The 24,258-nt window shown below is 60.3% G+C and carries 28 protein-coding genes; 13 read left to right on the top strand and 15 right to left on the bottom strand.

What is annotated here, in order from left to right:
- The first annotated feature begins 42 nt into the window (after positions 1–42).
- From QF010_RS11660 to QF010_RS11650, 3 genes are read left to right on the top strand one after another with little or no spacing between them, the layout of a single operon-like run.
- Entirely contained in the window at positions 43–858 is an 816-nt protein-coding gene (locus tag QF010_RS11660) for an HDOD domain-containing protein (protein WP_197281772.1), read from the top strand.
- A gap of 28 nt (positions 859–886) precedes the next feature.
- A complete protein-coding gene (gene mutM / locus QF010_RS11655) occupies positions 887–1,699 on the top strand; it encodes a bifunctional DNA-formamidopyrimidine glycosylase/DNA-(apurinic or apyrimidinic site) lyase (RefSeq protein ID WP_033060513.1) in 813 nt (270 codons plus the stop codon).
- Positions 1,700–1,752: 53 nt separating this feature from the next.
- Positions 1,753–2,076, top strand: a complete 324-nt coding sequence (locus QF010_RS11650) for a hypothetical protein (protein ID WP_033060512.1) — start codon at positions 1,753–1,755, stop codon at positions 2,074–2,076.
- A 39-nt stretch (positions 2,077–2,115) separates the two neighbouring features.
- On the opposite strand, the gene QF010_RS11645 is transcribed toward QF010_RS11650, so the two are convergent.
- The 5 genes from QF010_RS11645 to QF010_RS11625 form a co-directional block, all read right to left on the bottom strand.
- Positions 2,116–2,367 (bottom strand): YfhL family 4Fe-4S dicluster ferredoxin, encoded by a 252-nt coding sequence (locus QF010_RS11645; RefSeq protein WP_008150569.1) that lies wholly within the window; start codon positions 2,365–2,367, stop codon positions 2,116–2,118.
- A 102-nt stretch (positions 2,368–2,469) separates the two neighbouring features.
- A complete protein-coding gene (coaD, locus tag QF010_RS11640) occupies positions 2,470–2,949 on the bottom strand; it encodes a pantetheine-phosphate adenylyltransferase (protein ID WP_033060511.1) in 480 nt (159 codons plus the stop codon).
- Positions 2,950–3,064: 115 nt separating this feature from the next.
- Positions 3,065–4,660, bottom strand: a complete 1,596-nt coding sequence (locus QF010_RS11635; protein ID WP_429533164.1) for a GMC family oxidoreductase — start codon at positions 4,658–4,660, stop codon at positions 3,065–3,067.
- A gap of 44 nt (positions 4,661–4,704) precedes the next feature.
- Entirely contained in the window at positions 4,705–5,250 is a 546-nt protein-coding gene (locus QF010_RS11630) for a twin-arginine translocation pathway signal protein (protein WP_429533163.1), read from the bottom strand.
- A 28-nt stretch (positions 5,251–5,278) separates the two neighbouring features.
- Positions 5,279–6,709: a coniferyl aldehyde dehydrogenase gene (locus QF010_RS11625; protein ID WP_033060506.1), complete on the bottom strand. Its 1,431-nt coding sequence runs from the start codon at positions 6,707–6,709 to the stop codon at positions 5,279–5,281.
- 146 nt (positions 6,710–6,855) lie between these two features.
- Between QF010_RS11625 and QF010_RS11620 the strand changes: the two genes are divergently transcribed.
- Together QF010_RS11620 and QF010_RS11615 are read left to right on the top strand one after the other, a co-directional pair.
- Positions 6,856–7,527, top strand: coding sequence for a TetR/AcrR family transcriptional regulator (locus tag QF010_RS11620; RefSeq protein WP_429533162.1), 672 nt, complete (start codon positions 6,856–6,858; stop codon positions 7,525–7,527).
- 44 nt (positions 7,528–7,571) lie between these two features.
- On the top strand, positions 7,572–8,426 hold the full coding sequence (locus tag QF010_RS11615; RefSeq protein WP_033060503.1) for a sulfurtransferase: 855 nt from the start codon (positions 7,572–7,574) through the stop codon (positions 8,424–8,426).
- 109 nt (positions 8,427–8,535) lie between these two features.
- Here QF010_RS11615 and QF010_RS11610 read toward each other — a convergent pair whose 3' ends face one another.
- The 5 genes from QF010_RS11610 to QF010_RS11590 form a co-directional block, all read right to left on the bottom strand.
- Entirely contained in the window at positions 8,536–9,375 is an 840-nt protein-coding gene (locus tag QF010_RS11610) for an AraC family transcriptional regulator (RefSeq protein WP_429533161.1), read from the bottom strand.
- Between the two features lie 4 nt (positions 9,376–9,379).
- Positions 9,380–10,378, bottom strand: a complete 999-nt coding sequence (locus tag QF010_RS11605) for a hydrolase (RefSeq protein ID WP_429533160.1) — start codon at positions 10,376–10,378, stop codon at positions 9,380–9,382.
- Between the two features lie 63 nt (positions 10,379–10,441).
- Positions 10,442–11,053, bottom strand: a complete 612-nt coding sequence (gene rsmD, locus QF010_RS11600; RefSeq protein WP_033060498.1) for a 16S rRNA (guanine(966)-N(2))-methyltransferase RsmD — start codon at positions 11,051–11,053, stop codon at positions 10,442–10,444.
- Positions 11,053–12,543 carry a M16 family metallopeptidase gene (locus QF010_RS11595; protein ID WP_033060497.1) on the bottom strand — a complete coding sequence of 497 codons (1,491 nt, stop codon included), beginning with the start codon at positions 12,541–12,543 and terminating at the stop codon, positions 11,053–11,055. The genes rsmD and QF010_RS11595 overlap by 1 nt, the downstream gene beginning before the upstream one ends.
- Positions 12,536–13,891, bottom strand: a complete 1,356-nt coding sequence (locus QF010_RS11590) for a M16 family metallopeptidase (RefSeq protein WP_429533159.1) — start codon at positions 13,889–13,891, stop codon at positions 12,536–12,538. The genes QF010_RS11595 and QF010_RS11590 overlap by 8 nt, the downstream gene beginning before the upstream one ends.
- A gap of 343 nt (positions 13,892–14,234) precedes the next feature.
- Here QF010_RS11590 and ftsY point away from each other — a divergent pair, with 343 nt between their 5' ends.
- The 4 genes from ftsY (at position 14,235) to rpoH (ending at position 18,413) form a co-directional block, all read left to right on the top strand.
- A complete protein-coding gene (gene ftsY, locus QF010_RS11585; protein WP_429533158.1) occupies positions 14,235–15,758 on the top strand; it encodes a signal recognition particle-docking protein FtsY in 1,524 nt (507 codons plus the stop codon).
- Complete coding sequence (gene ftsE / locus QF010_RS11580) at positions 15,755–16,426, top strand: cell division ATP-binding protein FtsE (protein ID WP_008152655.1); 672 nt, start codon at positions 15,755–15,757, stop codon at positions 16,424–16,426. Before ftsY ends, ftsE begins: the two co-directional genes overlap by 4 nt.
- Complete coding sequence (ftsX, locus tag QF010_RS11575; protein ID WP_033060493.1) at positions 16,423–17,445, top strand: permease-like cell division protein FtsX; 1,023 nt, start codon at positions 16,423–16,425, stop codon at positions 17,443–17,445. Before ftsE ends, ftsX begins: the two co-directional genes overlap by 4 nt.
- A 113-nt stretch (positions 17,446–17,558) precedes the next feature.
- The gene (rpoH, locus tag QF010_RS11570; protein WP_033060492.1) at positions 17,559–18,413 is read left to right on the top strand and encodes an RNA polymerase sigma factor RpoH; all 855 of its coding nucleotides are present in this window, start codon (positions 17,559–17,561) and stop codon (positions 18,411–18,413) included.
- A gap of 67 nt (positions 18,414–18,480) precedes the next feature.
- Here rpoH and mtgA read toward each other — a convergent pair whose 3' ends face one another.
- A complete protein-coding gene (gene mtgA / locus QF010_RS11565; RefSeq protein ID WP_429533157.1) occupies positions 18,481–19,203 on the bottom strand; it encodes a monofunctional biosynthetic peptidoglycan transglycosylase in 723 nt (240 codons plus the stop codon).
- Between the two features lie 74 nt (positions 19,204–19,277).
- Here mtgA and QF010_RS11560 point away from each other — a divergent pair, with 74 nt between their 5' ends.
- The 4 genes from QF010_RS11560 to trmB all read left to right on the top strand — a co-directional run bounded on the left by QF010_RS11560 (position 19,278) and on the right by trmB (position 21,530).
- Positions 19,278–19,649 carry a DUF423 domain-containing protein gene (locus tag QF010_RS11560; RefSeq protein WP_033060488.1) on the top strand — a complete coding sequence of 124 codons (372 nt, stop codon included), beginning with the start codon at positions 19,278–19,280 and terminating at the stop codon, positions 19,647–19,649.
- A gap of 90 nt (positions 19,650–19,739) precedes the next feature.
- Entirely contained in the window at positions 19,740–19,940 is a 201-nt protein-coding gene (gene thiS, locus QF010_RS11555) for a sulfur carrier protein ThiS (RefSeq protein ID WP_008026157.1), read from the top strand.
- Positions 19,941–20,000: 60 nt separating this feature from the next.
- A complete protein-coding gene (locus QF010_RS11550) occupies positions 20,001–20,795 on the top strand; it encodes a thiazole synthase (RefSeq protein ID WP_008068101.1) in 795 nt (264 codons plus the stop codon).
- A 9-nt stretch (positions 20,796–20,804) separates the two neighbouring features.
- Positions 20,805–21,530 (top strand): tRNA (guanosine(46)-N7)-methyltransferase TrmB, encoded by a 726-nt coding sequence (trmB, locus tag QF010_RS11545; RefSeq protein ID WP_429533156.1) that lies wholly within the window; start codon positions 20,805–20,807, stop codon positions 21,528–21,530.
- 132 nt (positions 21,531–21,662) lie between these two features.
- Here the strand turns inward: trmB and QF010_RS11540 are convergent, their stop codons facing one another.
- Genes QF010_RS11540 through QF010_RS11525 form a run of 4 tightly spaced genes read right to left on the bottom strand, consistent with a single transcriptional unit; the run spans position 21,663 to position 24,238 of the window.
- Complete coding sequence (locus QF010_RS11540; RefSeq protein WP_033060485.1) at positions 21,663–21,986, bottom strand: DUF3392 domain-containing protein; 324 nt, start codon at positions 21,984–21,986, stop codon at positions 21,663–21,665.
- Positions 21,987–22,008: 22 nt separating this feature from the next.
- Positions 22,009–23,214 carry a radical SAM family heme chaperone HemW gene (gene hemW / locus QF010_RS11535; RefSeq protein ID WP_429533155.1) on the bottom strand — a complete coding sequence of 402 codons (1,206 nt, stop codon included), beginning with the start codon at positions 23,212–23,214 and terminating at the stop codon, positions 22,009–22,011.
- On the bottom strand, positions 23,211–23,807 hold the full coding sequence (rdgB, locus tag QF010_RS11530) for an RdgB/HAM1 family non-canonical purine NTP pyrophosphatase (protein ID WP_033060482.1): 597 nt from the start codon (positions 23,805–23,807) through the stop codon (positions 23,211–23,213). Before rdgB ends, hemW begins: the two co-directional genes overlap by 4 nt.
- Positions 23,804–24,238 carry a DUF4426 domain-containing protein gene (locus tag QF010_RS11525; protein WP_429511675.1) on the bottom strand — a complete coding sequence of 145 codons (435 nt, stop codon included), beginning with the start codon at positions 24,236–24,238 and terminating at the stop codon, positions 23,804–23,806. The genes rdgB and QF010_RS11525 overlap by 4 nt, the downstream gene beginning before the upstream one ends.
- Positions 24,239–24,258 lie beyond the last annotated feature (20 nt).

Here is a 24,258-nt window from a genome sequence, read left to right as displayed (position 1 = left end):
CTGACTACCGAACAGATTCAACAGTCCCTGCAAGGCATCAGCGTGCCGGCCCAGCCGCAGATCATGGTGGATTTGCAGATGGAACAGTACATGCCCGATCCGGATCTGGAGGTGATCGCGAAGCTGATCTCCCAGGACCCGGGCCTCTCTGGCGCCTTGTTGAAAATCGTCAACTCGCCGTATTACGGCTTGAGCAACAAGATCGCCTCGATTCAGCGTGCGGTGAACCTGCTGGGCAGCCGCTCGGTCATCAACCTGATCAACGCGCAGTCGATCAAAGGCCAGATGAATGACGACACCATCGTTACCTTGAATCGTTTCTGGGATACCGCTCAGGACGTGGCGATGACCTGCCTGACCCTGGCCAAGCGCATTGGCGTCCAGGCCGGCGATGAAGCGTACGCGTTGGGCCTGTTCCATGACTGCGGCGTGCCGTTGATGCTCCAGCGCTTCCCCAACTACATGACCGTTCTGGAAGAGGCCTACGCCAGTGCCAGCGCCGAATGTCGGGTGGTGGACACCGAGAATCGGGTGTTCAATACCAACCACGCGGTGGTGGGTTATTACACCGCCAAATCCTGGCGCCTGCCGGAGCATGTGACTGCCGCCATCGCCAATCACCACAATGCGTTGGCGATCTTCAGCGATGAGTCGTCGCGCAACAGCCAGCTGAAAAACCTGCTGGCGATCCTGAAGATGGCCGAGCACATTTGTGCGTCTTTCCGGGTGCTGGGCAACCAGCGTGATGACCACGAGTGGGACAGCATTGCACCGCTGGTTCTCGATTATGTCGGTGTCTCGGACTATGACTTCGAGACCCTCAAACAAACGATTCGTGACCTTGGCGCTCATCGCTGAGCGTTGCACCGCCTGATTCGAGAGCACCATGCCGGAACTGCCTGAAGTCGAAACCACCCGCCGCGGGATTGCGCCGCACCTGGAAGGCCAGCGCGTCAGCCGGGTGATCGTGCGTGAGCGGCGCTTGCGCTGGCCCATTCCCGAAGACCTGGATGTGCGGCTGTCTGGCCAGCGCATCGTGTTGGTGGAACGACGCGCGAAGTACCTGCTGATCAATGCCGAAGTCGGCACGCTGATCAGCCATTTGGGGATGTCGGGAAATCTGCGTCTGGTGGAAATCGGCACGCCGGTGGCCAAGCATGAGCATGTGGACATCGAGCTGGAATCCGGCCTGGCCCTGCGTTACACCGACCCGCGACGGTTTGGTGCGATGCTCTGGAGCCTTGACCCACTTAACCATGAATTGTTGATTCGCCTGGGGCCGGAGCCGTTGACCGACCTGTTCGACGGCGAGCGCTTGTTCCAGCAGTCCCGCGGGCGATCCATGGCGGTCAAACCGTTCATCATGGACAACGCGGTGGTGGTCGGCGTGGGCAATATCTACGCCACCGAAGCGTTGTTCGCCGCCGGTATCGACCCGCGTCGTGAGGCCAAAAGCATCTCTCGGGCGCGTTATCTGAAACTGGCGATCGAGATCAAACGCATCCTGGCGGCCGCTATCGAGCGCGGCGGTACCACATTGCGCGACTTTATCGGCGGTGACGGTCAGCCGGGTTATTTCCAGCAGGAACTGTTCGTGTACGGCCGTGGCGGTGCGCCCTGCAAGGTCTGCGGCACGGAGTTGCGAGAAGTGAAGCTCGGGCAGCGCGCCAGCGTCTTTTGCCCGCGTTGTCAGAGCTGAAACGCCCAGGGTCTATAGTCAGTGTTCTGACTGCCTAACCCAAGGACCGTGCCATGAACCTGTTTCGAACCGTTGTCGTCGTTTTGCTGCTGACCGTCGGTGCGCCAGCGCTGGCAGCAAACACGGCCAGCGGTGACCCGCGCTACACCATCCAGAACCCCCCGGCGTACGCCATGCTCGGCGATTTGCTGATTGCCCGACCTTTGCTGGTCGTGGCGACCGTGCTCGGTGCAGGGGCGTTTGTGGTGTCGCTGCCGTTTACCGCGTTGGGGGGCGGCGTCGGCGATGCGGGGCAGGCGTTGGTGGTCGACCCGGCGAAAGCAGCGTTCGTGCGGTGCCTGGGGTGTATCGGAGAAGGGTTTGAGCAGCGGGAGTGACCTTCGCCCGCGAAGGCGCCCTCACGGGCGCCAACCGAATCAAGCCTTGCCGGTAAGCTTCCGGTACTTCTCCATCAACTGCTCTTCAGTCTCCGGGTGCGCCTCGTCCAGCGGAATGCAATCCACCGGGCACACTTGCTGGCACTGAGGTTCGTCGTAGTGGCCGACGCACTGGGTGCACAGGTTCGGGTCGATCACGTAGATCTCTTCGCCCTGGGAGATGGCGGCGTTCGGACACTCGGGTTCGCAGACGTCGCAGTTGATGCAATCGTCGGTGATGATCAGGGACATGCTAACTCCAGCCAGGGCGGAAGGCCCGGGCGCAATAAACCAATGCGCACAATTGTGCCGCATTGGCGCCCGCAGTGCACGCGGGCGCCGCTTGAGCGGTTGTTACTTCTTGAAGCGCTCGTTCAGGGCGTCCGCCACCACAGGGTGGACGAACTTGGTGATATCGCCGCCCAGGGCTGCGATTTCACGGACCAGCGTCGAGGAAATGTACGAATAACGCTCGGACGGGGTAAGGAACAGACTTTCCACATCCGGTGCCAGCTGACGGTTCATGTTGGCCAGCTGGAATTCGTATTCGAAGTCCGATACCGCACGCAAACCACGCAGGAACACGTTGGCGTTCTTCTCTTTGGCGAAATGCGCCAGCAACGTCGAGAAGCCGACGACTTCAACGTTGGGCAGATGTTTAGTGACCTCGCGGGCCAGCGCCACACGCTGTTCCAGGGGAAACAACGGGTTTTTCTTCGGGCTGGCGGCGACGGCGATGATCACATGATCGAACAGGCGCGAGGCGCGTTCGACCAGATCGCCATGGCCCTTGGTAATAGGGTCGAAGGTACCTGGGTACAACACTCGGTTCATCGCGTCGTCCTGGCGGGAGTCCGTTGGGGAGTCGGATGGTATCGCAGCCTTCCCGGTCGGCCAAGTCGCCTTTTGGGTAAGAAAGCACTATCGGCCATTGGAATATTCTCCATTTTCATGGGTTTTTCAAACGTTCGGCCAAAGAAGTTGCCAGCTGCGCCGTCAGCCCGTAGACCGACAATTGCGGGTTTGCGCCAATGCTGGTGGGGAACAGCGAGCCGTCATGAATCGACAGATTGCCTAACTGATGATGCCGGCCGAGGCTGTCGGTCACGGCGTTTTTCGGGTCTTCCCCCATGGCACAACCGCCCATCACATGGGCGCTGCCCAGCCGTGTGCGATACAGCTCAAGGCTCAGGCCGTCGATCAGCGTGCGCGCTTCGGCGAGGGTTTTCACATAACGAGCGTCGGCGTGCATTGGCATTACTGCACTGGCGCCGCCCGCGAACTGGATCTCGGCCATGCTGTGGAACGCCCGCCGCAATCCGTCCCAGGCATAGGGGGAAACCTGATAGTCGAGCACCGGCGTGCCGTCACCGCGTAATTCGACGCTGCCACCGGGGCTGTCCGGGTGAAAACCGTCCCGCAGCAACGCCAGCATGGCGTGGGTGTGGGGCAGGTTTTCCATGTGTTGGGCGTTTTCCTTGCCGAAACCGCCGAGCAAAGTCGTGGCCAGTGCCGGGTGCAGCGGTGGCACTTCGAGTTTGTAAGACATTTTTCCGGTGGTGCCGTCCTGCCATTGAAAATGGTCGGAATAGATCGACTGTGGCGCGCCATAAAACGGGTTGATCACTTCGTCGAACAGCCCTGCCGACATGTTCACCAGGTGTAGAAAAGTCCGTTTACCCAGCCGTTTGTGTGGGTCCGGCGCCTCGGAGCGTATGAGCAGCGCCGGACTGTTGATCCCGCCACCGGCCAGCACGTAATGCCGCGCCTTGACCGTGATCGTGTGTCCGGTAGGCGCGACGCAGCGGTCGTCCATCGCTACACAATGCAAGCCCGTGACCTTGTCGCCGCTGATCAAGAGCTTTTCGGCGCGAGCCAGATAGAGCAACTCCCCACCTTTTTCCAGAGTCGCCGGTATGGTCGTGACCAGCATCGATTGCTTGGCGTTGGTCGGGCAACCCATGCCGCAGTAGCCAAGGTTCCAGCAGCCACGCACGTTTCGCGGGATCACATGCCAGGCGTAGCCGAGTTTTTCGCAGCCTTTGCGGATCACGTCGTTGTTGGCGTTGGGCGGGATCATCCAGGGGGCGACGCCCAGGCGTTGTTCCATTTTCTCGAACCACGGCACCATCTCGGCTGGCGTGTGGCCTTTGACGTCGTGTTCCTTGGCCCAGTGGTCGAGGGTCGGGTCCGGCGTGCGAAAGCTTGAGGTCCAATTGATCAGCGTGGTCCCGCCCACCGCCCGGCCCTGAAGGATGGTGATCGCGCCGTCCTTGCTCATGCGGCCGATACCTTCCTGATAGAGGCTGGTGTAGGCCTGGTCTTCAAGCATCTTGAAGTCGCTGCTGGTCTTGAGCGGGCCTTCCTCGATCAGCAATACCTTGTAGCCCGCGGCGCTGAGGATTTCGGCGGTGGTGCCGCCGCCCGCACCGCTGCCGATAATCGCCACGTCCGCTTCGAGGGTCAGGTCCTGGGTCAGTTGTGAACCGTTATAGGTTTTCCAGCCACGGGCCAGGCCTTCGCGGAACGGATCGGGTACGGGCATCTTCAGGTTCTCTTTTTATTATTGGAGGTGTGGGCGGGCCGATCTCAAACGGTAGGCGGCCCGGGATACCCGCAATGCGCCCACGACTCCGCCCGGCTGTACCACGCCATCATCACCAGTTGCAGCAGCGAGCTATGGCCCATGCGCAGCAGGCTTAACGAGCTGTTTTCCCAGCGATCGAGAAAGTGCCGGATCTCGTCGGCACTGGCGTTTTCCCAGCTGCCCCAGATCCCGGTCAGTGGCCCGCGAGTCACGGCCATTCCCAGCACATCGAATAACTGCCGGGTCAGCTTGAGCATTTCCGGCGACAGATGATTCAGGCCGTTATCCAGGCAGTGCAGGGTTTCACTGACAGCCGCCGGTGTTTTTTCGACGGCCACCGCGCCGTCGAGCATCACCGGAATCAGTGCCCGCAAAAACAGCAAGTCACCGTTGCGCAGAATCGCGAAACCGCTGGCCGGAATGCTCGATGAGCAGCCGCTGAGGCTCGCTCCCAAACCGGCGGTGGCGAGAAAAGCGCTGGCACCCAGGCTGAATTTAAGCAGGCCGCGCCGTGACAGCGCGGGGGTATCGGACAGGCTTGGGCTCATTATTGTTATTACCCGAAGGGGATGATCGTTAGCGGATAAACAGCTTCTGAATCAGCTTCTGAATGGATTTGCCGTACGGCGGGTAGATCAATTTCGCCGCATTGAACCGCTGTTTGATCAGCACACCTTTGGCTTTGCTGAAGGTCAGAAAACCTTCGTGGCCGTGGTAATGGCCCATGCCCGAGGCGCCGATCCCGCCGAATGGCATGTCGTCCTGAGCGACGTGCAGCAGGGTGTCGTTCAGGCACACGCCGCCGGAATGGGTTTCGTGAAGTACACGGTGTTGCTCACGCTTGTCGTAGCCGAAGTAATACAGGGCCAGCGGGCGAGGTCGTTCATTGATGTAGGCAAAGGCCTGATCCAGATCCTTGTAGGGAACGATCGGCAACAGCGGACCGAAGATTTCGTCCTGCATCACCATCATGTCGTTGCTGACGTTGAGCAGCAGACTGTGACTCATGCGGCGCCCCTGGCCCTTGTCGAACAGTGGAATTAGCAGCGCGCCCTTGCTGGTGGCGTCGCTGATGTAGCCATTGAGGCGCGCCAATTGCCGGTCATTGATGATCGCGGTGTAGTCCGGGTTGTCGGTCAAGGTCGGATAAAACCCGCGAACTGCCTGACGATAGGCTTCGACGAAAGCGCCTACGCGATCTTCCGGCACCAGCACATAGTCCGGGGCCACGCAGGTCTGTCCGGCGTTGAGCGTCTTGCCGAAGGCGATGCGTTCGGCAGCGTCCTTGAGCGGCACGTCGCGGGACACGATGGCCGGGGATTTGCCGCCGAGTTCGAGGGTCACCGGGGTCAGGTTTTCGGCCGCCGCACGCATCACGTGTTTGCCGATGCTGGTGGCGCCAGTGAACAGCAGGTGATCGAACCGCAATCTGGAGAACGCCACACCGATATCGGCTTCGCCCAGCACCACGCAGACCAGGTCTTGCGGGAAAATTCGGCCCAGCAGCTCCTTGAGCAACAAACCGGTGGCGGGAGTCGATTCGCTGAGCTTGAGCATCACCCGATTGCCTGCCGACAACGCGCCTACCAATGGCCCGATGGCCAGATACAGCGGGTAGTTCCACGGCACGATCACCCCGACCACACCCAACGGTTGATAAACGACTTTGGCCGCCGCGGGTTGAAAGGCGATCCCGACCTTGCGCTTCGACGCCTTCATCCAGCCTTTGAGGTGCTGACTGGCGTAGTGAATGCCGTGCAGGCTGGGCATCAGTTCGGCGAGCAGGGTTTCATCGGCGCTGCGATGGCTGAAATCCTGGCTGATGGCATCGATCAATGCCTGACGCTCATTGCTCAACAGATCGCGCAGGGCTTTTAGCCATTGCTGGCGCTGGCCGGCGGGTGGCATCGGGTTGGCGGCATACGCCGCGCGTTGGGCGTCGAACAGGGTCTGGAGCTCTTCGAGGGGCTGCTGCAGGTTCTGCAAGTAGGCGATGTCAGCAGTCATGGTCGGCTCCGGATTTATTGTAATGAGTGACTTTTTAGAGTCCATGCTCTAGAAAGTCAAATGACATCCTGGCGCAGCTTTGTTTTATCCACTCGCAGTTAGGTCGTAAGATGCCGGTCAACGCACTTTGAATTAAAGCCCAAGCCATGGCCCCTCGGATCAAAACCAGCGAGCGCATCGTGCAGAACAGCCTGGAGCTGTTCAATCAGCAGGGTGAGCGCAGCATCAGCACCAACCACATTGCTGCCCATATGGAAATTTCCCCGGGCAATCTGTACTACCACTTCCCCAACAAGCAGGCGATCATCGCCGTGCTGTTCAGTGAGTACGAAAGCCTGGTGGACAGCTTCCTGCGCCCGCCCCAGGGGCGTGCCGCCACGGTCGAAGACAAGCGCTTCTACCTTCAGGAGTTGCTGGCCGCCATGTGGCGCTACCGGTTTTTGCACCGCGATCTGGAGCACCTGCTCGACAGTGATCCGGAGCTGGCCGCCCGTTATCGGCGCTTTTCCCAACGCTGTCTGATCCATGGCACGCACATCTACGCGGGCTTCGTCGAGGCCGGCATCCTGCAAATGGACAAGATTCAGATCGAATCCCTGACGCTCAATGCCTGGATCATCCTGACGTCCTGGGTGCGTTTTCTCTGCACCACACGTGAAAACTCCAATCACCTGAGCGAACAGGCCATTAAACGTGGGGTGTATCAGGTGCTGGTGCTGGAGGCCGGTTTTGTCACGGATCAGTCTCGCGATGAGGTGAATGCGCTGTTCGAGGAGTTTTACGTGCCGCTGGCCCAAGCGCTGGAGGAAGTGGGATAAAAAGTGCAGTAGGATCAAACATCGCCTAATCACAGGGGCCCGTTATGCCCATTGCGCAACTGATCAGCCCGCAAGCGTTGGACCTGAAAAAGGAGCAGCCGGGGCTGGTGATTCTGGATTGTCGTTTTGCCCTCGAAGACCCGGATTACGGTCAGCGCAGTTATGCCGAAGGGCATATTGCCGAGTCGAGCTTCGCCGATCTTGAGCGTGATTTGAGCGGGACAGTGATCAAGGGTGTGACCGGGCGCCATCCGTTGCCTGAACCTGAAGACTTGATCGAACGTCTGCAAGCCTGGGGCATTAACGCCGACAGTGATGTGGTTTTGTATGACGACGGTCCGGGTGCTTACGCGGCGCGGGCCTGGTGGTTGCTGGCCTGGCTGGGCAAACGTGACGGCGTGTTCATCCTGGATGGCGGACTCAAGGCCTGGCACGCGGCCGGTTTGCCCCTGAGTCTGGATGCGCCGCAGATTGAGCGTGGCACCTTCACGGGGTCGCCGGACAACGCGCTGATCTTGAGCGCCGAACAGCTCCAGCAACGTCTCGGCCAGCCCGCGCTGACCCTGCTCGATGCCCGCGGCTTGCCGCGTTTCAAGGGCGAAGTAGAGCCGATCGACCCGATTGCCGGGCACATTCCCGGCGCGCAATGTGCGGCGTTTACCGACAACCTGGGCAGCGACGGGCGTTTTCTGCCGGCCGATCAGCTCAAACAGCGTTTTGCCGAGAAGCTCGGTGATCGTTCGCCGACCGATCTGGTGGCGTACTGCGGTTCTGGCGTGACGGCCTGTCACAACCTGTTCGCACTGTGCCTGGCGGGTTATCCGTTGGGCTCGTTGTATGCCGGTTCATGGAGCGAGTGGATCAACGATCCTGCGCATGGCATCGCCATCGGCGAATAACCCCAACCCCCCTGTAGGAGTGAGCCTGCTCGCGATAGCGGAGTGTCTGTCAGTATCGATGTCGACTGACCCACCGCTATCGCGAGCAGGCTCACTCCTACAGTAATGTTCATTTTCTGAACGATTGCCGCGCACTTCGATACGCGCTCGGCCCGACGCCGTAAACCTGCTTGAACTGCCGACTCAGATGACTCTGGTCAGCAAACCCCAGCTGCGTCGCCACTTCCAGCGGCAAACAACCGTTCTGTAACAGCGCTCGCGCCCGGGCGATGCGCTGCTGCATCAGCCAGTTGTGCGGCGGCATGCCCGTGGTGCGGCGGAACACGCGGGCGAAGTGGAAGGGCGAAAGGTTGACCGCCGCTGCCAGTTCTTCCAGCGAAGGCGGCGTCGCCAATTGTGCCTGCAGCAGATCCTTGGCCAGTGTCACCGCCCGATGTTCCTTGCCCGGCTTGCCTGCAATCGGCACGGCCGCGTGCCGTTGCAGCAGCAACAGCATCATTTCCCGCCAGACCGTTTGTTGTTGCAGGGCAGTGGACGGACTTTCCAGTAGACGGTGCAGTTGGCAGAAACCCTTTACCAGGTCCGGATCGCGATACAGCGTCGCGCCAAACGCCGGCAAGTTGTTGGTCGGCAGTTCCAGTTCATCGAGTAGCGACAGAATCTGCCCGCTGTCCGGATAAAACGCCCGATACAACCATCCATCCTCCGTGCCTTTATGGCCGGTGTGCAGTTCGTCTGGATTGATCAGCACCAGCGTGCCGCTCCCGGCCAGGTGTTCGGCACCGCGATAGCGATAACGCTGGGCGCCGGCCATGATCATGCCGATCACGTAACCGTCATGCACATGGGGCGCGAAACGGTGTTCGATGTAGCGTGCGGACAATAACTCGACGCCGGCCAACGGCGCTGTTTGCCAGAATCGGATCGACTCGCCCTGATCGACGTCCATGGCCTTACTGACGGCCCATGGAGGTCAGCCATTGCGGGATGCGGCGTTCCAGGTAGTAACCCGGTTGTTTGAACGAACCATCGACGAAGCCGACATGCCCCCCCTTGGCCTGTAACTCGAATTGAGTGCAGGCAGACAATTCGTCGGCTTGCGGCAGGCTGTGAGGAAAGACAAACGGGTCATCGGCCGCTTGAATGATCAGGGTCGGCGTACGAATCTCGCCAAGGAAATAGCGACTCGAAGCGCGGCGATAGTAATCCTCGGCATCGGCAAAACCGTTCAGCGGGGCGGTGACCCGGCCATCGAAATCCCAGAACGTGCGCATGTTCTCCAGCGAGCCCAGCGCGGCCAATGCCGCCAGTCCATCCTCGTGTCCGTCATGCTGGAACTTGCGTTGTTTGTTCTTGATGTAGGCCACCATCTCCCGCATGAAATGCGCCTGATAGACCTTCGAGAAACCCTGGCCGATACGGTCGGCGCATTGATCGAGGCGAAACGGCACCGACACCGCCACCGCACCGGCCACGCCACTGTTGCTGCCGGATTCGCCCAAATGTTTGAGCAGCACATTGCCGCCCATGGAATAGCCGACGGCATACAACGGCGCGAGCGGTCGTTGGGCCTTCAGGTGCTTGATGGTTTCGGCCAGGTCTTCACTGGCGCCGGAATGGTAACTGCGCGGCAACAGATTCGGCTCGCCCGAACAGCCGCGCCAGTTCAGTGCGACGCTGGCCCAGCCTTGGGCGCCCAGTGCTTTCTGCACCCCGGCCACGTAAGGCGAGTTTGAAGAACCGGTCAGGCCGTGCAACACCAGCACCAGTGGCGCATCGGCGCTGTGGGGGCCGTGCCAGTCGAGATCGAGAAAGTCGCCATCCTCAAGCCACAAGCGTTCGCGCTGGCGTTCGATGTGCGTGGTTTTGCGCCACAGCGGCCCCCACAAGGTTTGCAAGTGCGGGTTGCCGAGGCCGAAGGCGGGGGTGAAACGTTCTGTCGGATGGGACACGATGGTTCTCGATGCAGCGGTGCGAGCCTCGCTTGAGGCGCGCACCTTTTTCAGGCCGGTTGATTAACCGGCAATCTCTGCCATACGTTGCCACAACGCGTAATACACCCGCCCGGATTTCTGCTCCCGGTGCAGGCGCCAGTTGCCTGGTAAGCCAAGGCTCGATGGCGCATTCTCGCTTTCAGTGTAGATCCAGGCTTCGTCGGCCAGCCACTGACGCTCTTCAAGCAATGCGCAAACGCCCGGCAACAGGTTCTGGTTGAAGGGAGGGTCGAGGAACACCAGGTCGTAAGCGGTCGCTGTCTGGGTTTCCAGGTAGCGCAGGGCATCGGCGGTCTGAATCTGGCCGGTGGTGCAGCGCAGCGTGCCCAGATGTTCCTTGATGCTGGCGACCGCGATGTTGCTGGCGTCCAGCGCCTGACCCATGGCTGCGCCGCGGGACAAGGCTTCGAGGAACAACGCGCCGCTGCCAGCGAACGGATCGAGCACCTTGGCACCCGCAACATACGGTGCGAGCCAGTTGAACAGGGTTTCACGCACTCGGTCCGGGGTCGGACGCAGGCCCGGTGCATCCGGGAAGCTCAGCTTCCGGCTGCCCCATTCACCGCCGATGATGCGGAGTTGGTTCACGCCGTTGTGCACGTTGTGAACGGGTTTTTTAGGACGAGTGGCCATTAATGCTCCGGAACCCCGAGCGGTTGCTCGGCAGGTTTATCAGTTGGGGCCGGTAACGGCTTTTGCGGCACGGTCGGGCCAGCGCTGACGATGACCATTTTATCCGTGCTCAAGTGTTTGTTCAGTGCGGTTTTGACCTGTTCGACCGTCAGGCTCTGGGACTCGCGCATGAAGTCATCCAGGTAACTCAGCGGCAGGTTGTAGAAACCCATGGCGCCGAGTTGGCCGACGATATCGGCGTTGCTGGCGGTGGACAGCGGGAAGCTGCCGGCCAGTTCACGCTTGGCGTCGTCGAGTTCTTTCTGGGTCGGGCCGGTTTTAAGGTAGTCGGCGAGCACGTCCTGCACCAGTTTCAGCGTGCCTTCGCTCATTTCGGCGCGGGTTTGCAGGTTGATCATGAACGGGCCGCGCGCCTGCATCGGGGTGAAACCCGAATACACGCCATACGTCAGGCCGCGCTTCTCGCGCACTTCGCTCATCAATCGCGTGCCGAAGCCACCGCCGCCAAGAATCTGGTTACCCAAGGACAGGGCCGCGTAGTCCGGGTCGTCACGGTCGATGCCCAATTGCGCGAGCATCAGGTTGGTCTGCTTGGACGGAAACTCGATGTGACCGATGCTGGCTTTCGGCTCTTCCGGTTGCGGGATTTTCGCCAGCTCCGGGCCTTTTGGCAGCGCACTGGAGACTTGCGCAGCAATCGCCTCCGCCTCGGCACGAGACAGGTCGCCCACCAGCGCAATCACCACGTTGCCAGCCGCGTAGGCCTTCTCATGGAACGCCTTCAGCTGAGCCAGTGTGATCGCTGGAACGGTTTTCGCCGTGCCGTCGCTGGAGTGCGCGTACGGGTGATCGCCGTACAGACGGTTCATCAGCTCCAGGCTCGCGAGTTTGCCGGGGTTCTGCTTCTGGTACTCGAAACCGGCGAGCATCTGGTTCTTGATGCGCGCAAAGGAATCGGCCGGGAAGGTCGGTTTGCCGACGACTTCGGAGAACAATTTCAGGGCCGGTTCGCGTTTGTCCGCGGCGCTGAGGCTGCGCAGGGATGCAAGGGCCATGTCCTTGAACGCGCCGTTGCTAAAGTCTGCGCCCAGGCCTTCGAAGCCCTGAGCGATGGCGCCGACATCTTTGCCGGCCACACCTTCATTGAGCATGGCGTTGGTCAGTACGGAGAGGCCAGGTGCGTCGCCGTCCTGGCTGCTGCCGGCGGCGAAGATCAGGCGCATGTCGAACATCGGCAGTTCCCGGGCTTCAACGAACAGCACCTTGGCGCCCTCGGCGGTTTTCCAGGTCTGCACGTCCAGCGCGCGGTGGCTTGGCGCCTTGCCGTCGAGTTCAGCCAGCGATTGAAGCTTCTGGCTGGACTTGGCCTTGTCGAGGGCTTCGCTGGCCTTGGAATCGTCGGTCTTTGAAAAGTAAAACGCGGCAGACCCGATCAATGCGACAGCGATCAGGCCCATCAGGGCCAGGCGCGGTTTTTTACGCTCACTCATGAGTCGTCTCCTCCGGCAATACATGGGCGACGCTGAGACGTTCGCGGGTGAAATACAGCTTGGCGGCTTTCTGGATGTCTTCCGGGGTCACGCTTTCCAGTTCGGCGAGTTCGGTGTCCATCAGCTTCCACGACAGGCCGACAGTTTCCAGTTGGCCTATGGCAGTGGCCTGGCTGGTGATCGAGTCACGCTCGTAGACCAGGCCAGCGATGACCTGTGCCCGCACTCGTTCCAGTTCTTCAGCGGACGGCGCGGTGGTTTTCAGCTGTTCGAGCAGCCTCCACAGGCCGGCTTCGGCCTGGGCCATGGTTTTCTTTTTCTGTGTATTGGGTGTTGCGGACAAGGTGAACAGGCTGTCGCCACGGGTATAGGCGTCGTAACTCGACGAACCGCCGGACACCAGCTCTTCGCCGCGCTCCAGTTGTGTCGGGATACGTCCGCTGTAGCCGCCGTCGAGCAGGGCGGAGATCAGGCGCAAGGCGTTGACCGAGCGTTTGTCTTCAGCGGTGGCAATGCTTGGCACGTTGAAACCCAGCATCAGGCTCGGCAATTGAGTCTTCACATGCAGGGTGATCTGCCGTTCGCCGGGTTCGGCCAGTTCCAGCGGGATTTTCGCCGATGGCACATCACGTTTGGCGATTGGGCCGAAATAGCGCTGGGCCAGGGTTTTGACCTCGTCCGGGGTCACGTCGCCTACGACCACCAATGTGGCGTTGTTCGGCACGTACCAGGATTCGTACCAGTGGCGCAGCTCTTCGACTTTCATCCGGTCCAGGTCCGCCATCCAGCCGATGGTCGGCGTGTGGTAACCGCTGCCCGGGTAAGCCATGGCCTTAAAGCGTTCGTAGGCCTTGGACATTGGCTTGTCGTCAGTGCGCAGGCGACGTTCTTCTTTTATGACTTCGATCTCGCGGGCGAACTCGTCGGCCGGCAGACGCAGGCTGGCCATGCGATCGGCTTCCAGCTCGAAGGCCACGCCCAGACGGTCGCGGGCCAGTACCTGGTAATACGCCGTGAAGTCATCGCTGGTGAACGCGTTCTCTTCGGCGCCGAGGTCGCGCAGGATCAGCGAGGCTTCGCCAGGGCCGACTTTCTCGCTGCCCTTGAACATCATGTGTTCCAGAGCGTGGGACAACCCGGTCTGACCCGGGGTCTCGTAGCTGGAGCCGACCTTGTACCAGACCTGGGAAACCACCACCGGCGCGCGATGGTCTTCGCGCACGACGACCTTCAGGCCGTTATCGAGGGTGAATTCGTGAGTGGGTTGTGGATCGGCGGCCAGGGCCGAGAGGGGCAGACAAACTGTGCTGAGCAGCAGGCCTGCAGCGCGGCGGGCTAGAGCATTCATTCGTTTTTAAACCTTTGGGGCTGCCCGCTTGGTCTTAGCGTCGGCGGGCGAGAGGGTGCTAGGATACTGATCCGTTTTGCTGGCGGCCACGCCTATCAGGCCTTCGGGTTTGATCAGGTTGTATGGGTTTGCGGCAGAAGGCTGTGGTTTATCAACTAAACTCTGCTTTTTCGCCGATTTTGCCGCTCCAGTCCTTCGTGAAATCGTTTTTGTAAGGTGCCGTTTGCACCTCGACAAAATGTTGCGCGTGAACAAGCTGGGTCAATCGCAGTCTGTTCTGCATCGAATATTTATTTGCCGAGGCGCCCTTTGGCGCGTCGCTACTGTGAGATAGCCGTCCTCCATGTTTGGTTCCAACGACGACAAGAAAGCCCCAGCTGCGGCTGGTGAGAAGAAAAGCCTGTTCGGATGGCTGCGCAAAAAGCCGCAGGAACCCGTCGTCGAACAGCCACAACCACTTCCTGAGCCCACGCCTGCGCCGGTAATAGATGAAAAGCCCGCGCCAATTGTCCCGCCGATCGCCGAGCCGGTGCTGCAACCGGTCGCCGAGCCTGAGCCTGATGTCGTCGCCGAAGTTGTGGCCCAGGTGCCGCTCACGCCCGTTGCCGAGCCATGGCTGACGTTGCCAGTGGCGGAAGAGCCGGTGGCATTGGTTGTAGATGATCGGGCGCCGCACGTTACACCACCCATTCCAGCCCCGACTGCCTTTGCTCCTGAGCCCGTTCAAGCACCAGTGGTTGAGCCGGTTGTCGCGCCAGTGGTGGTGGCCGAGCCTGAACCGGTTGTTCCGGAGCCTGTAGTGCCCGCTTTCGTTGCTCCGGTTGCTCCGGTTGCTCCGGTTGCTCAAGCGCCGGCACCGGTCGTCGCTCCCGTTGCCGCCGCACCTGCCGTTCCCGTCGAAGCGCCTGCCGAGCCCGCGCGTACCGAAGAAACCAAAGCCGGTTTCTTCGCCCGCCTGAAACAAGGCTTGTCCAAGACCAGCGCCAGCATCGGCGAAGGCATGGCCAGCCTGTTCCTGGGCAAGAAGATCATCGATGACGAGCTGCTCGAAGACATCGAAACCCGCCTGCTGACCGCCGACGTTGGCGTCGAAGCGACTTCGGTGATCATTCAGCGTTTGACCCAGAAGGTCGCTCGCAAAGAACTGGCCGATGCCGATGCGCTGTACAAATCCCTGCAGGCGGAACTGGCGGCGATGCTCAAACCCGTCGAGCAACCGCTGAAAATCACTTCGCAGAACAAGCCGTTCGTGATTCTGGTCGTCGGTGTCAACGGTGCCGGCAAGACCACCACCATCGGCAAACTGGCGAAGAAGCTGCAGCTCGAAGGCAAGAAAGTCATGCTCGCGGCCGGCGATACCTTCCGCGCCGCCGCCGTCGAGCAATTGCAGGTTTGGGGTGAGCGCAACAAGATCCCGGTCATCGCCCAGCACACCGGCGCGGACTCGGCTTCGGTTATCTTCGACGCCGTGCAAGCCGCCAAGGCCCGTGGCATTGATGTACTGATCGCCGACACCGCCGGTCGCCTGCACACCAAAGACAATTTGATGGAAGAGTTGAAGAAGGTTCGCCGGGTTATCAGCAAACTCGACGCCGATGCGCCTCACGAGGTGCTGTTGGTGCTCGATGCCGGTACGGGCCAGAACGCGATCAGCCAGGCCAAACAATTCAACCAGACCGTCGAACTGACCGGCCTGGCGCTGACCAAGCTCGATGGCACCGCCAAAGGCGGGGTGATTTTCGCTCTCGCCAAGCAGTTTGGCTTGCCGATTCGCTACATCGGCGTCGGTGAAGGCATCGATGATTTGCGTACTTTTGAAGCAGAACCCTTTGTCCAGGCATTGTTTGCCGAGCGGGAGCGTTCATGATTCGTTTCGAACAGGTCGGTAAGCGCTACCCGAACGGTCACGTCGGCTTGCATGAGCTGAGCTTTCGAGTCCGTCGGGGCGAGTTTTTGTTTGTGACCGGCCACTCTGGTGCCGGTAAAAGCACCTTGTTGCGCCTGCTGCTGGCGATGGAGCGTCCGACCACTGGCAAATTGCTGCTGGCCGGGCAAGACCTCAGCACCATCAGCAACGCACAGATTCCGTACCTGCGGCGCCAGATCGGCGTGGTGTTCCAGAATCACCAGCTGCTGTTCGATCGCACGGTGTTCAACAACATCGCGCTGCCGTTGCAGATCCTTGGGCTGTCCAAGGCCGAGATCGCCAAGCGCGTGGATTCGGCGCTGGAGCGCGTGGCGCTGTCGGACAAGACCGATTTGTACCCCGGCGACCTGTCCACCGGTCAGCAACAGCGCGTAGGCATCGCCCGCGCCATCGTTCACCGTCCGGCCTTGCTGCTGGCAGATGAGCCGACCGGTAACCTCGATCCACGTCTGGCGGCAGAAATCATGGGCGTGTTCGAAGACATCAACCGTCTGGGCACCAGCGTGCTGATTGCCAGTCACGACCTGGCACTGATCGCCCGCATGCGCCACCGCATGCTGACCCTGCAACGCGGCCGATTGATCGGTGACGGGGAGGCCGGCGTATGAGTGCGACCCGCAGCCCCAAGGTTTCCGAGCGCGTGGCCCCGAAGGCCGCCGACCAGCAACCGCAGAAGAAAAAACGCGACGATGATGACGGCCCGGATTTCGCCACACTGTTCCGTGCCTGGGTCGAGAGTCATCGCGCCAGCCTGCTCGATAGCTTGCGTCGTTTGGGCAAGCAGCCCATCGGTAGCTTCTTCACCTGCATGGTGATGGCGGTTGCCCTGAGTTTGCCGATGGGCCTGTCACTTTTGCTAAGTAACGTCGAGCGCCTCGGCGGTTCCTGGCAGCGTGCGGCGCAGATTTCCCTGTATTTGCAAATCGAGGCCAGCCCCGCTGAAGGCGAGTCGTTGCGCGAGCAGATCAAGGGGATGCCTGGCGTATCTGATGCTGAATATGTCGGTCGCGATCAGGCGCTGGAAGAGTTCCAGCAGCAGTCCGGTCTGGGCGAGGCGCTCAAGGAGCTGCCGGAAAACCCGCTGCCGGGCGTGGTTTTGGTGACGCCGAACGAAGTCGACAAGCCGGCTCTTGAAGCATTACGACAAAAACTTTCCGAGTTGCCCAAGGTACAACAGGCGCAACTTGATCTAGTCTGGGTCGAGCGTCTGGCAGCCATCCTCAAGCTGGGTGACCGTTTTGTCTTCGGTTTGACCGTGCTTCTGGTTTCTGCATTACTTTTGGTGATAGGCAATACCATTCGTCTTCATATTGAAAACCGCCGCACAGAGATAGAAGTGATTAAACTCGTCGGCGGCACTGACAGCTATGTGCGCAGGCCCTTTCTGTATATGGGTGCGCTTTATGGCTTTGGTGCGGGGCTTCTTTCCTGGGGCGTATTGGCGTTCGGCCTTGATTGGCTGAACGACGCGGTAGTTGGGCTGGCCGGTCTGTACGGCAGTGATTTCGCGCTGGCCGGAGTGCCGGTTGCCGACGGTCTGTCTCTCTTGCTTGGCGCGGTGCTGTTGGGGTATATCGGTGCATGGATTGCAGTCGCACGCCACCTGAGGGAGCTTGCGCCTAAGTAGTATCATTTTGCTCGTATTGACCTTTCAGCGTTTATGGGAACTTGTCTTTTGGTTTCCGGTCAATTTTCGCAGTGCTGAACTGCACGAGTTATGTAAGTCGGAGGTTTTTTCGTATGACCAATTCTTTGCAACCTGCATATGCTCTGGTCCCGGGTGCGAACCTGGAGGCCTATGTGCACACCGTGAACAGCATTCCATTGCTGACGCCGGAGCAGGAGCGTGAACTGGCCGAGAGTCTCTATTATGAGCAGGATTTGGGGGCGGCTCGGCAGATGGTGCTCGCCCACCTGCGTTTTGTCGTACATATCGCCCGTAGCTATTCCGGCTACGGTCTGGCTCAGGCTGACCTGATCCAGGAAGGCAACGTCGGCCTGATGAAGGCCGTGAAGCGCTTCAACCCGGAAATGGGTGTGCGCCTGGTTTCGTTCGCTGTGCACTGGATCAAGGCGGAAATCCACGAGTTCATCCTGCGCAACTGGCGCATTGTGAAAGTCGCGACCACCAAGGCCCAGCGCAAGCTGTTCTTCAATCTGCGCAGCCAGAAAAAACGTCTGGCGTGGCTGAACAACGAGGAAGTCCACCGTGTGGCGGAAAGCCTCGGTGTAGAGCCTCGGGAAGTGCGTGAGATGGAAAGTCGCCTGACCGGCCATGACATGGCCTTCGACCCGGCCACGGAAGCGGACGACGACAGTGCTTTCCAATCGCCGGCCAACTATCTGGAAGACCACCGGTACGACCCGGCCCGTCAACTGGAAGACGCTGACTGGAGCGACAACTCGAACCACAACCTGCACGAAGCGCTTGAAGTGCTGGACGACCGCAGCCGTGACATCCTCTACCAGCGCTGGCTGGCAGAAGAAAAAGCCACGCTGCATGACCTGGCGCAGAAGTACAACGTGTCGGCCGAGCGTATTCGTCAGCTCGAGAAGAGCGCGATGAACAAGCTCAAGTTGTCGATTGCCGCATAACCTGCGCGCAGGCATAAAAAAACGCCCCGATCATTGATCGGGGCGTTTTTGTTTGTGCATCAAAAGGTCACTCGGCCCAAGGTGCGCGGCGTGAATCATTGATCCCTACAAGGTAGCTATCACCGCCGAGCTGACTCATTTGCTGTCGAATCCATCCCGCTCGTCGTGCGACGTAGTTAGTCGGATGGCTGGCACTCCACACTCGCGGGTTAGGCAGCACCGCAGCCAGCAAACTGGCCTGCTGCCGGGACAGCGAACGAGCGCCGACGCCAAAGTGATGCCTGGCGGCTGCTTCAGCGCCAAACACACCGTCATCCCACTCGACACTGTTGAGGTACACCTCAAGAATTCGCTGCTTGGGCCAAAACACCTCGATCAGCCCGGTAAACCACGCTTCCAGGCCTTTGCGCAGCCAGCTGCGGCCGGACCACAGAAACAGATTCTTCGAGACCTGCTGGCTCAGGGTGCTGGCGCCGCGAACCGTTCCACCGAGCTCGTTGTGAGCCAGTGCGGCCTGGATCGCGCCAAAGTCAAAACCCCAATGCTCCGGGAATTTCTGATCTTCGCCGGCAATCACCGCGACTTTCAGGTCGTCAGAGATTTCATCCCAGGGTTTCCAGGTGCGTTGCAGGTCGATGGGCTCGCCGTCGAACCAGGATTCGACCTTGCGCTCGACCATCAACGCCGTTCCCGGTGGCGGTACCACGCGAAAGATCAGCACCAGCAATACGCTGCCACCCGCGAACCAGAGCAGGGCCTTCGTGAATCGTCGCAAAAATATACGCAGCATAGAGATGGCTTGGCCGAACCCGTTGAGCGGGCCATTATACAGACCCTGTGGATCGAGTCTGACTGGAGTTCTTCATGCTGCGTGGCTTTCTGATGCTGGCCGCTTTTTTCGGCTTCACCGGCGTTGCCCTTGGCGCGTTCGCCGCCCATGGCTTGAAAAGCCGTCTGACACCCGAGTACCTGGCGATTTTCCACACCGGCGTGACCTACCAATTGGTGCATACCTTGGCCTTGCTGGGCGTTGCACTGCTGGCCACGCAGATTCCCGGTCGCCTGATCACCTGGGCGGGTGCATCTTTTGTCGTCGGCATCCTGCTGTTTTCCGGCAGTCTGTACCTGTTGACCATGACCGGCGTTAGCAAGCTCGGGATCATCACCCCCTTCGGCGGCCTGGCATTTCTGGTCGGCTGGTTCTGCCTGGGGCTTGCCGCCTGGCGGTTGAGCTGACCGAGCAGTCCATTTCATGACGAATGGCTTGGGTCGCCAAGACTGATCGGGCTAGAATGCCAGCCCCTAAAAATGATGGCGGCATTCGGCATGCGCATTCAGTTGAACGGCGAATCCCTTGAACTGCCCGACGGTGAAACCGTTGCGGCCCTGCTGACCCGTCTGGAACTGACCGGACGCCGGGTGGCGGTCGAACTCAATCTGGATATCGTCCCGCGCAGTCAGCATGCCGACACCACGCTGAACGACGGCGACAGTGTCGAAGTCGTGCACGCCATCGGCGGCGGCTAGTCGCCCGGCCCGCAAGGGCACAGAATTCTGCAAGAACCTCACCCCTACAGAGGATTTCCCATGAGCATCGTTCGTAGCGACAAGCCCTTCGTCCTGGCCGGTCGTACTTACCAGTCGCGTTTGCTGGTAGGTACTGGCAAGTACCGCGACATGGAAGAAACCCGCCTGGCCATCGAAGCCTCGGGTGCCGAGATCGTCACCTTCGCGGTGCGCCGCACCAACCTCGGCCAGAACCCGGGCGAACCGAACCTGCTCGAAGTCCTGTCGCCGGATCGCTACACCTTCCTGCCTAACACCGCCGGTTGCTTCGACGCTACCGAGGCTGTGCGCACCTGTCGCCTGGCCCGTGAGCTGCTCGGTGGCCACAACCTGGTGAAGCTGGAAGTGCTGGCCGACCAGAAAACCCTGTTCCCCAATGTGATCGAAACCCTCAAGGCCGCCGAAGTGCTGGTCAAGGAAGGTTTCGACGTGATGGTCTACACCAGTGATGACCCGATCATTGCCCGTCAACTGGCGGAAATCGGCGTTATTGCGGTGATGCCGCTGGCCGGTCTGATCGGCACGGGCCTGGGGATCTGCAACCCGTACAACCTGCAGATCATTCTCGAAGAAGCCAAGATCCCGGTGTTGGTGGATGCCGGTGTCGGTACCGCCTCCGACGCCACCATCGCCATGGAACTGGGTTGCGAAGCGGTGCTGATGAACTCGGCCATCGCCCACGCTCAGCAGCCGATCATGATGGCTGAAGCCATGAAACACGCCATCGTCGCGGGTCGCTTGGCCTACCTCGCCGGCCGCATGCCGAAAAAACTCTATGCCAGCGCCTCCTCGCCGCTGGATGGTCTGATCAAGTAAGAGCCATTGATGACTGAATCAAACGAAACGCCTATCCAGCCGGAAGAAGGCGAAGAGCGCCAACACCGCCGCATCAAGAGTTTTGTGATGCGCGCCGGGCGCATGACCGAAGGCCAGCAAAAAGGTCTGGAGCAGGGCACGCCGCTGTTCGTGTTGCCTCTGGCCGATGCGCCGGTGGACTTCGATCAGGTGTTCGGTCGTTCGGCGCCGCGCTCGCTGGAAATCGGTTTTGGCATGGGTCATTCGCTGCTGGAAATGGCCGCGGCCTCGCCGGAGCAGGATTTCATCGGTGTGGAAGTGCACCGCCCGGGTGTTGGCGCGCTGCTCAATGGCGTGCTGACCCAGGGCCTGACCAACCTGCGGGTCTACGATTGCGACGCGATCGAAGTGCTCAACCGTTGCATTGCTGACAACAGCCTCGATCGCCTGATGCTGTTTTTCCCGGACCCATGGCACAAGAGCCGTCACCACAAGCGCCGTATCGTTCAGGCGTCGTTTGCTGAACTGGTGCGCAGTAAGTTGAAGGTCGGCGGTGTGCTGCACATGGCCACCGACTGGGAACCGTACGCCGAGTACATGCTGGAAGTGATGAGCGTCGCGCCGGGTTATCGCAACCTGGCCGAAGACGGCAAATGCGTCCCGCGCCCGACCGAGCGCCCGATCACCAAGTTCGAACGCCGCGGCGAACGTCTTGGGCATGGCGTGTGGGACCTGAAGTTCGAAAAACAGTCCTGAGCATCACGCGGTAAAAAATGTAGGAGTGAGCCTGCTCGCGATAACGGTCTGACAGTCACCTAAGAGGTTGAATGTCATGACGCTATCGCGAGCAGGCTCACTCCTACAGTTATTTTTGGGTGTGTTCGAAAGTCAGCGGCGGTCTGCTACGACGCCAATCAACACCAGCACCACCAACAACACCGGCGCCAGGCTGTAGTTGTTGAACTGGCTCAGGCCTTTGATGATCCACGGCGTGGCGTAGATCAACGCGACGCCGCTGCCGACCATGCACAGCAGGGCCATCAGCGGGACGCGCAAGGCGCCGGCGATGCTGCCCAGGCGTGCGTCGACCCAGCCTTTGATATCGGCACCAAACAACACCAGCAGGCAGCCCACCAGTGCCAGCGCGATTTCAGACAGGTTGCTACGGCTCCAGCGGGACGCGGTGGCGAGCAGGTCGAGTATCAAATCCATTCGTTTTCCCTTAAGGCTGAAATCAGCTCAGAAATGTCTGCAGCAAGTCATTGAGGAAGAGTTGTCCGCGCTCGGTGGCCGCCAGACGTGACGGTTCGACCTGCAACAAGCCACTTTGTTCTGCGACCCGGCGGCCTTCGGCGAAGCTTTCCAGGCTCAGCCCGGTGCGTTCCGGGTACAGTCGCGATTCCACGCCCTCGGTCAGGCGCAAGGCGTTCATCAGGAACTCGAACGGCAGTTCTTCATTGGTCAGGGCTTTCTCCCCAGCCTTGAAGCTTTTCGCCGGGTTGAGGTAGTCCTTCGGCAAACGGGTCTTCCAGGTACGGACAATGCGCCCGTCGGGGTGGCTGAGCTTGCCGTGAGCCCCGGCACCGATGCCGATGAAGTCGCCGAAACTCCAGTAATTGAGGTTATGCCGCGCCGGACGACCGGGCTGGGCATACGCCGAGACTTCGTATTGAGCGTAACCGTGCTCGGCCAACAGTGCCTGACCGGCCTCCTGAATGTCCCACAACGTGTCGTCTTCTGGCAGCGTCGGCGGCTGGTTCCAGAACACTGTGTTCGGCTCCAGGGTCAGCTGATACCAGGACAAGTGGGTCGGTTTCAGGGCGATGGCCTGGCGCAGGTCGCTCAGGGCGTCGTCCAGGGACTGATCGGGCAAACCGTGCATCAGGTCCAGATTGAAGTTGTCGAACCCTGCCTGACGGGCCATGCCGGCGGCACGTACCGCTTCGTCACCGTTGTGAATCCGCCCCAGCGCTTTGAGTTTCTCTTCCTGAAAGCTCTGGATGCCGATCGACAGGCGATTGATGCCCAGCGCCCGGTAGGCGACGAACTTCTCTTGTTCGAACGTCCCGGGATTCGCTTCCAGGGTAATTTCGATGTCGCTGGCGAACGGAATGCGTTGCTCGACGCCTTTGAGCAAGCGGCCCAAAGCCTCGGCGCTGAACAGGCTTGGCGTGCCACCACCAAAGAAGATCGAACTCAGCTCACGGCCGTAAACCGCATGCAGGTCCTGATCGAGGTCGGCCAGCAGCGCGTCCACATATTCTTCTTCCGGCAACACCGGGCTGGCGGTGTGGGAATTGAAGTCGCAATAAGGGCATTTGCGCACACACCACGGAATGTGGATGTACAACGCCAGCGGCGGCAGCACAGGCAGGGCGGCGCGAGGCGATTGGGCGGCGCCGCCGAAGATCAGCGGCGACGCGGATGAGTCAGGGGTCATATCAGGCCCAGACGCTGGCGCAGCAGATCCATTGCACGGGCGCGGTGGCTGATGAGGTTCTTTTCGTTCGGGCTCAGCTCGGCGCTGGAGCAATCGCGCGACGGCACCCAGAACAGCGGGTCGTAGCCAAACCCATGTTCGCCACTGGCTTGGGTCAGGATGCGGCCGTGCCACAGACCTTCGCAAAGGATCGGCAACGGATCATCGGCGTGACGCACCAGCGCCAGCACGCAAACGAATTGCGCACCGCGTTCGGCTTCCGGCACGTCTTTCAAGGCATCGAGCAGTTTGGCGTTGTTCGCCGCATCGCCCTGACCATCGGCGTAACGAGCCGAGTAGATACCCGGCGCACCGCCGAGGAAATCCACGGCCAACCCCGAATCGTCCGCCAGTGCAGGCAGGCCGGAGATGCGCGCGGCATTGCGGGCCTTGAGGATGGCGTTTTCGACGAACGACAGGCCGGTTTCTTCAGGTTCGACGCTGCTGAACTCGCCGATCGAGCGCAGTTGCACCGATTCGCCGAGCATGGCCTGAAGTTCCTTGAGTTTGCCGGCGTTGTGGCTGGCCAGTACGAGTTGCGTGAAATTGATCATTCGCCGGGGAAGAGCTCTTGGTTGAAATTGATGGTGTTGATTTTATCGCCGTTCTGCACCTTGATGTCGAAGGTACGGACTTCCTGCTGATCGACCGGGAACTGGGCGATGTAGTAGATCGCGCCTTGTTCAGTGATCTGTTTGAACTTCAACGGCACGGTCTGGCTGGTCAAGTCCTTCACCGATCCACTGACATCAGCGGTCAATGGCTTGCCATCCTTGATCACGGCGACGTTTATCACGCCCTGGTTCTTGCTTCGAGTCAGCCCGGCTGCTTTGGCGATATCCGGTGTCAGGAAGGTGGAGTTGAAGGTGTTGTAGTGCACCGTGACATCGCCAAAGGTTTCTTTGCGCTCGCCTTTGATGACGTCGGCGGCCATGGCGGTGACGCTCAGGCAGGCAGTAAGTACAAACAGCGCTAGACGACCCATGATCGTTCTCCTCGAAATGT

The sequence above is a fragment of the Pseudomonas silensiensis genome (genome assembly GCF_050434865.1).
GTDB lineage: Bacteria > Pseudomonadota > Gammaproteobacteria > Pseudomonadales > Pseudomonadaceae > Aquipseudomonas > Aquipseudomonas fluorescens_W.
The sequence above is the reverse complement of the archived record's forward strand: the minus strand, read 5'-3'. Positions and strand labels throughout refer to the sequence as shown.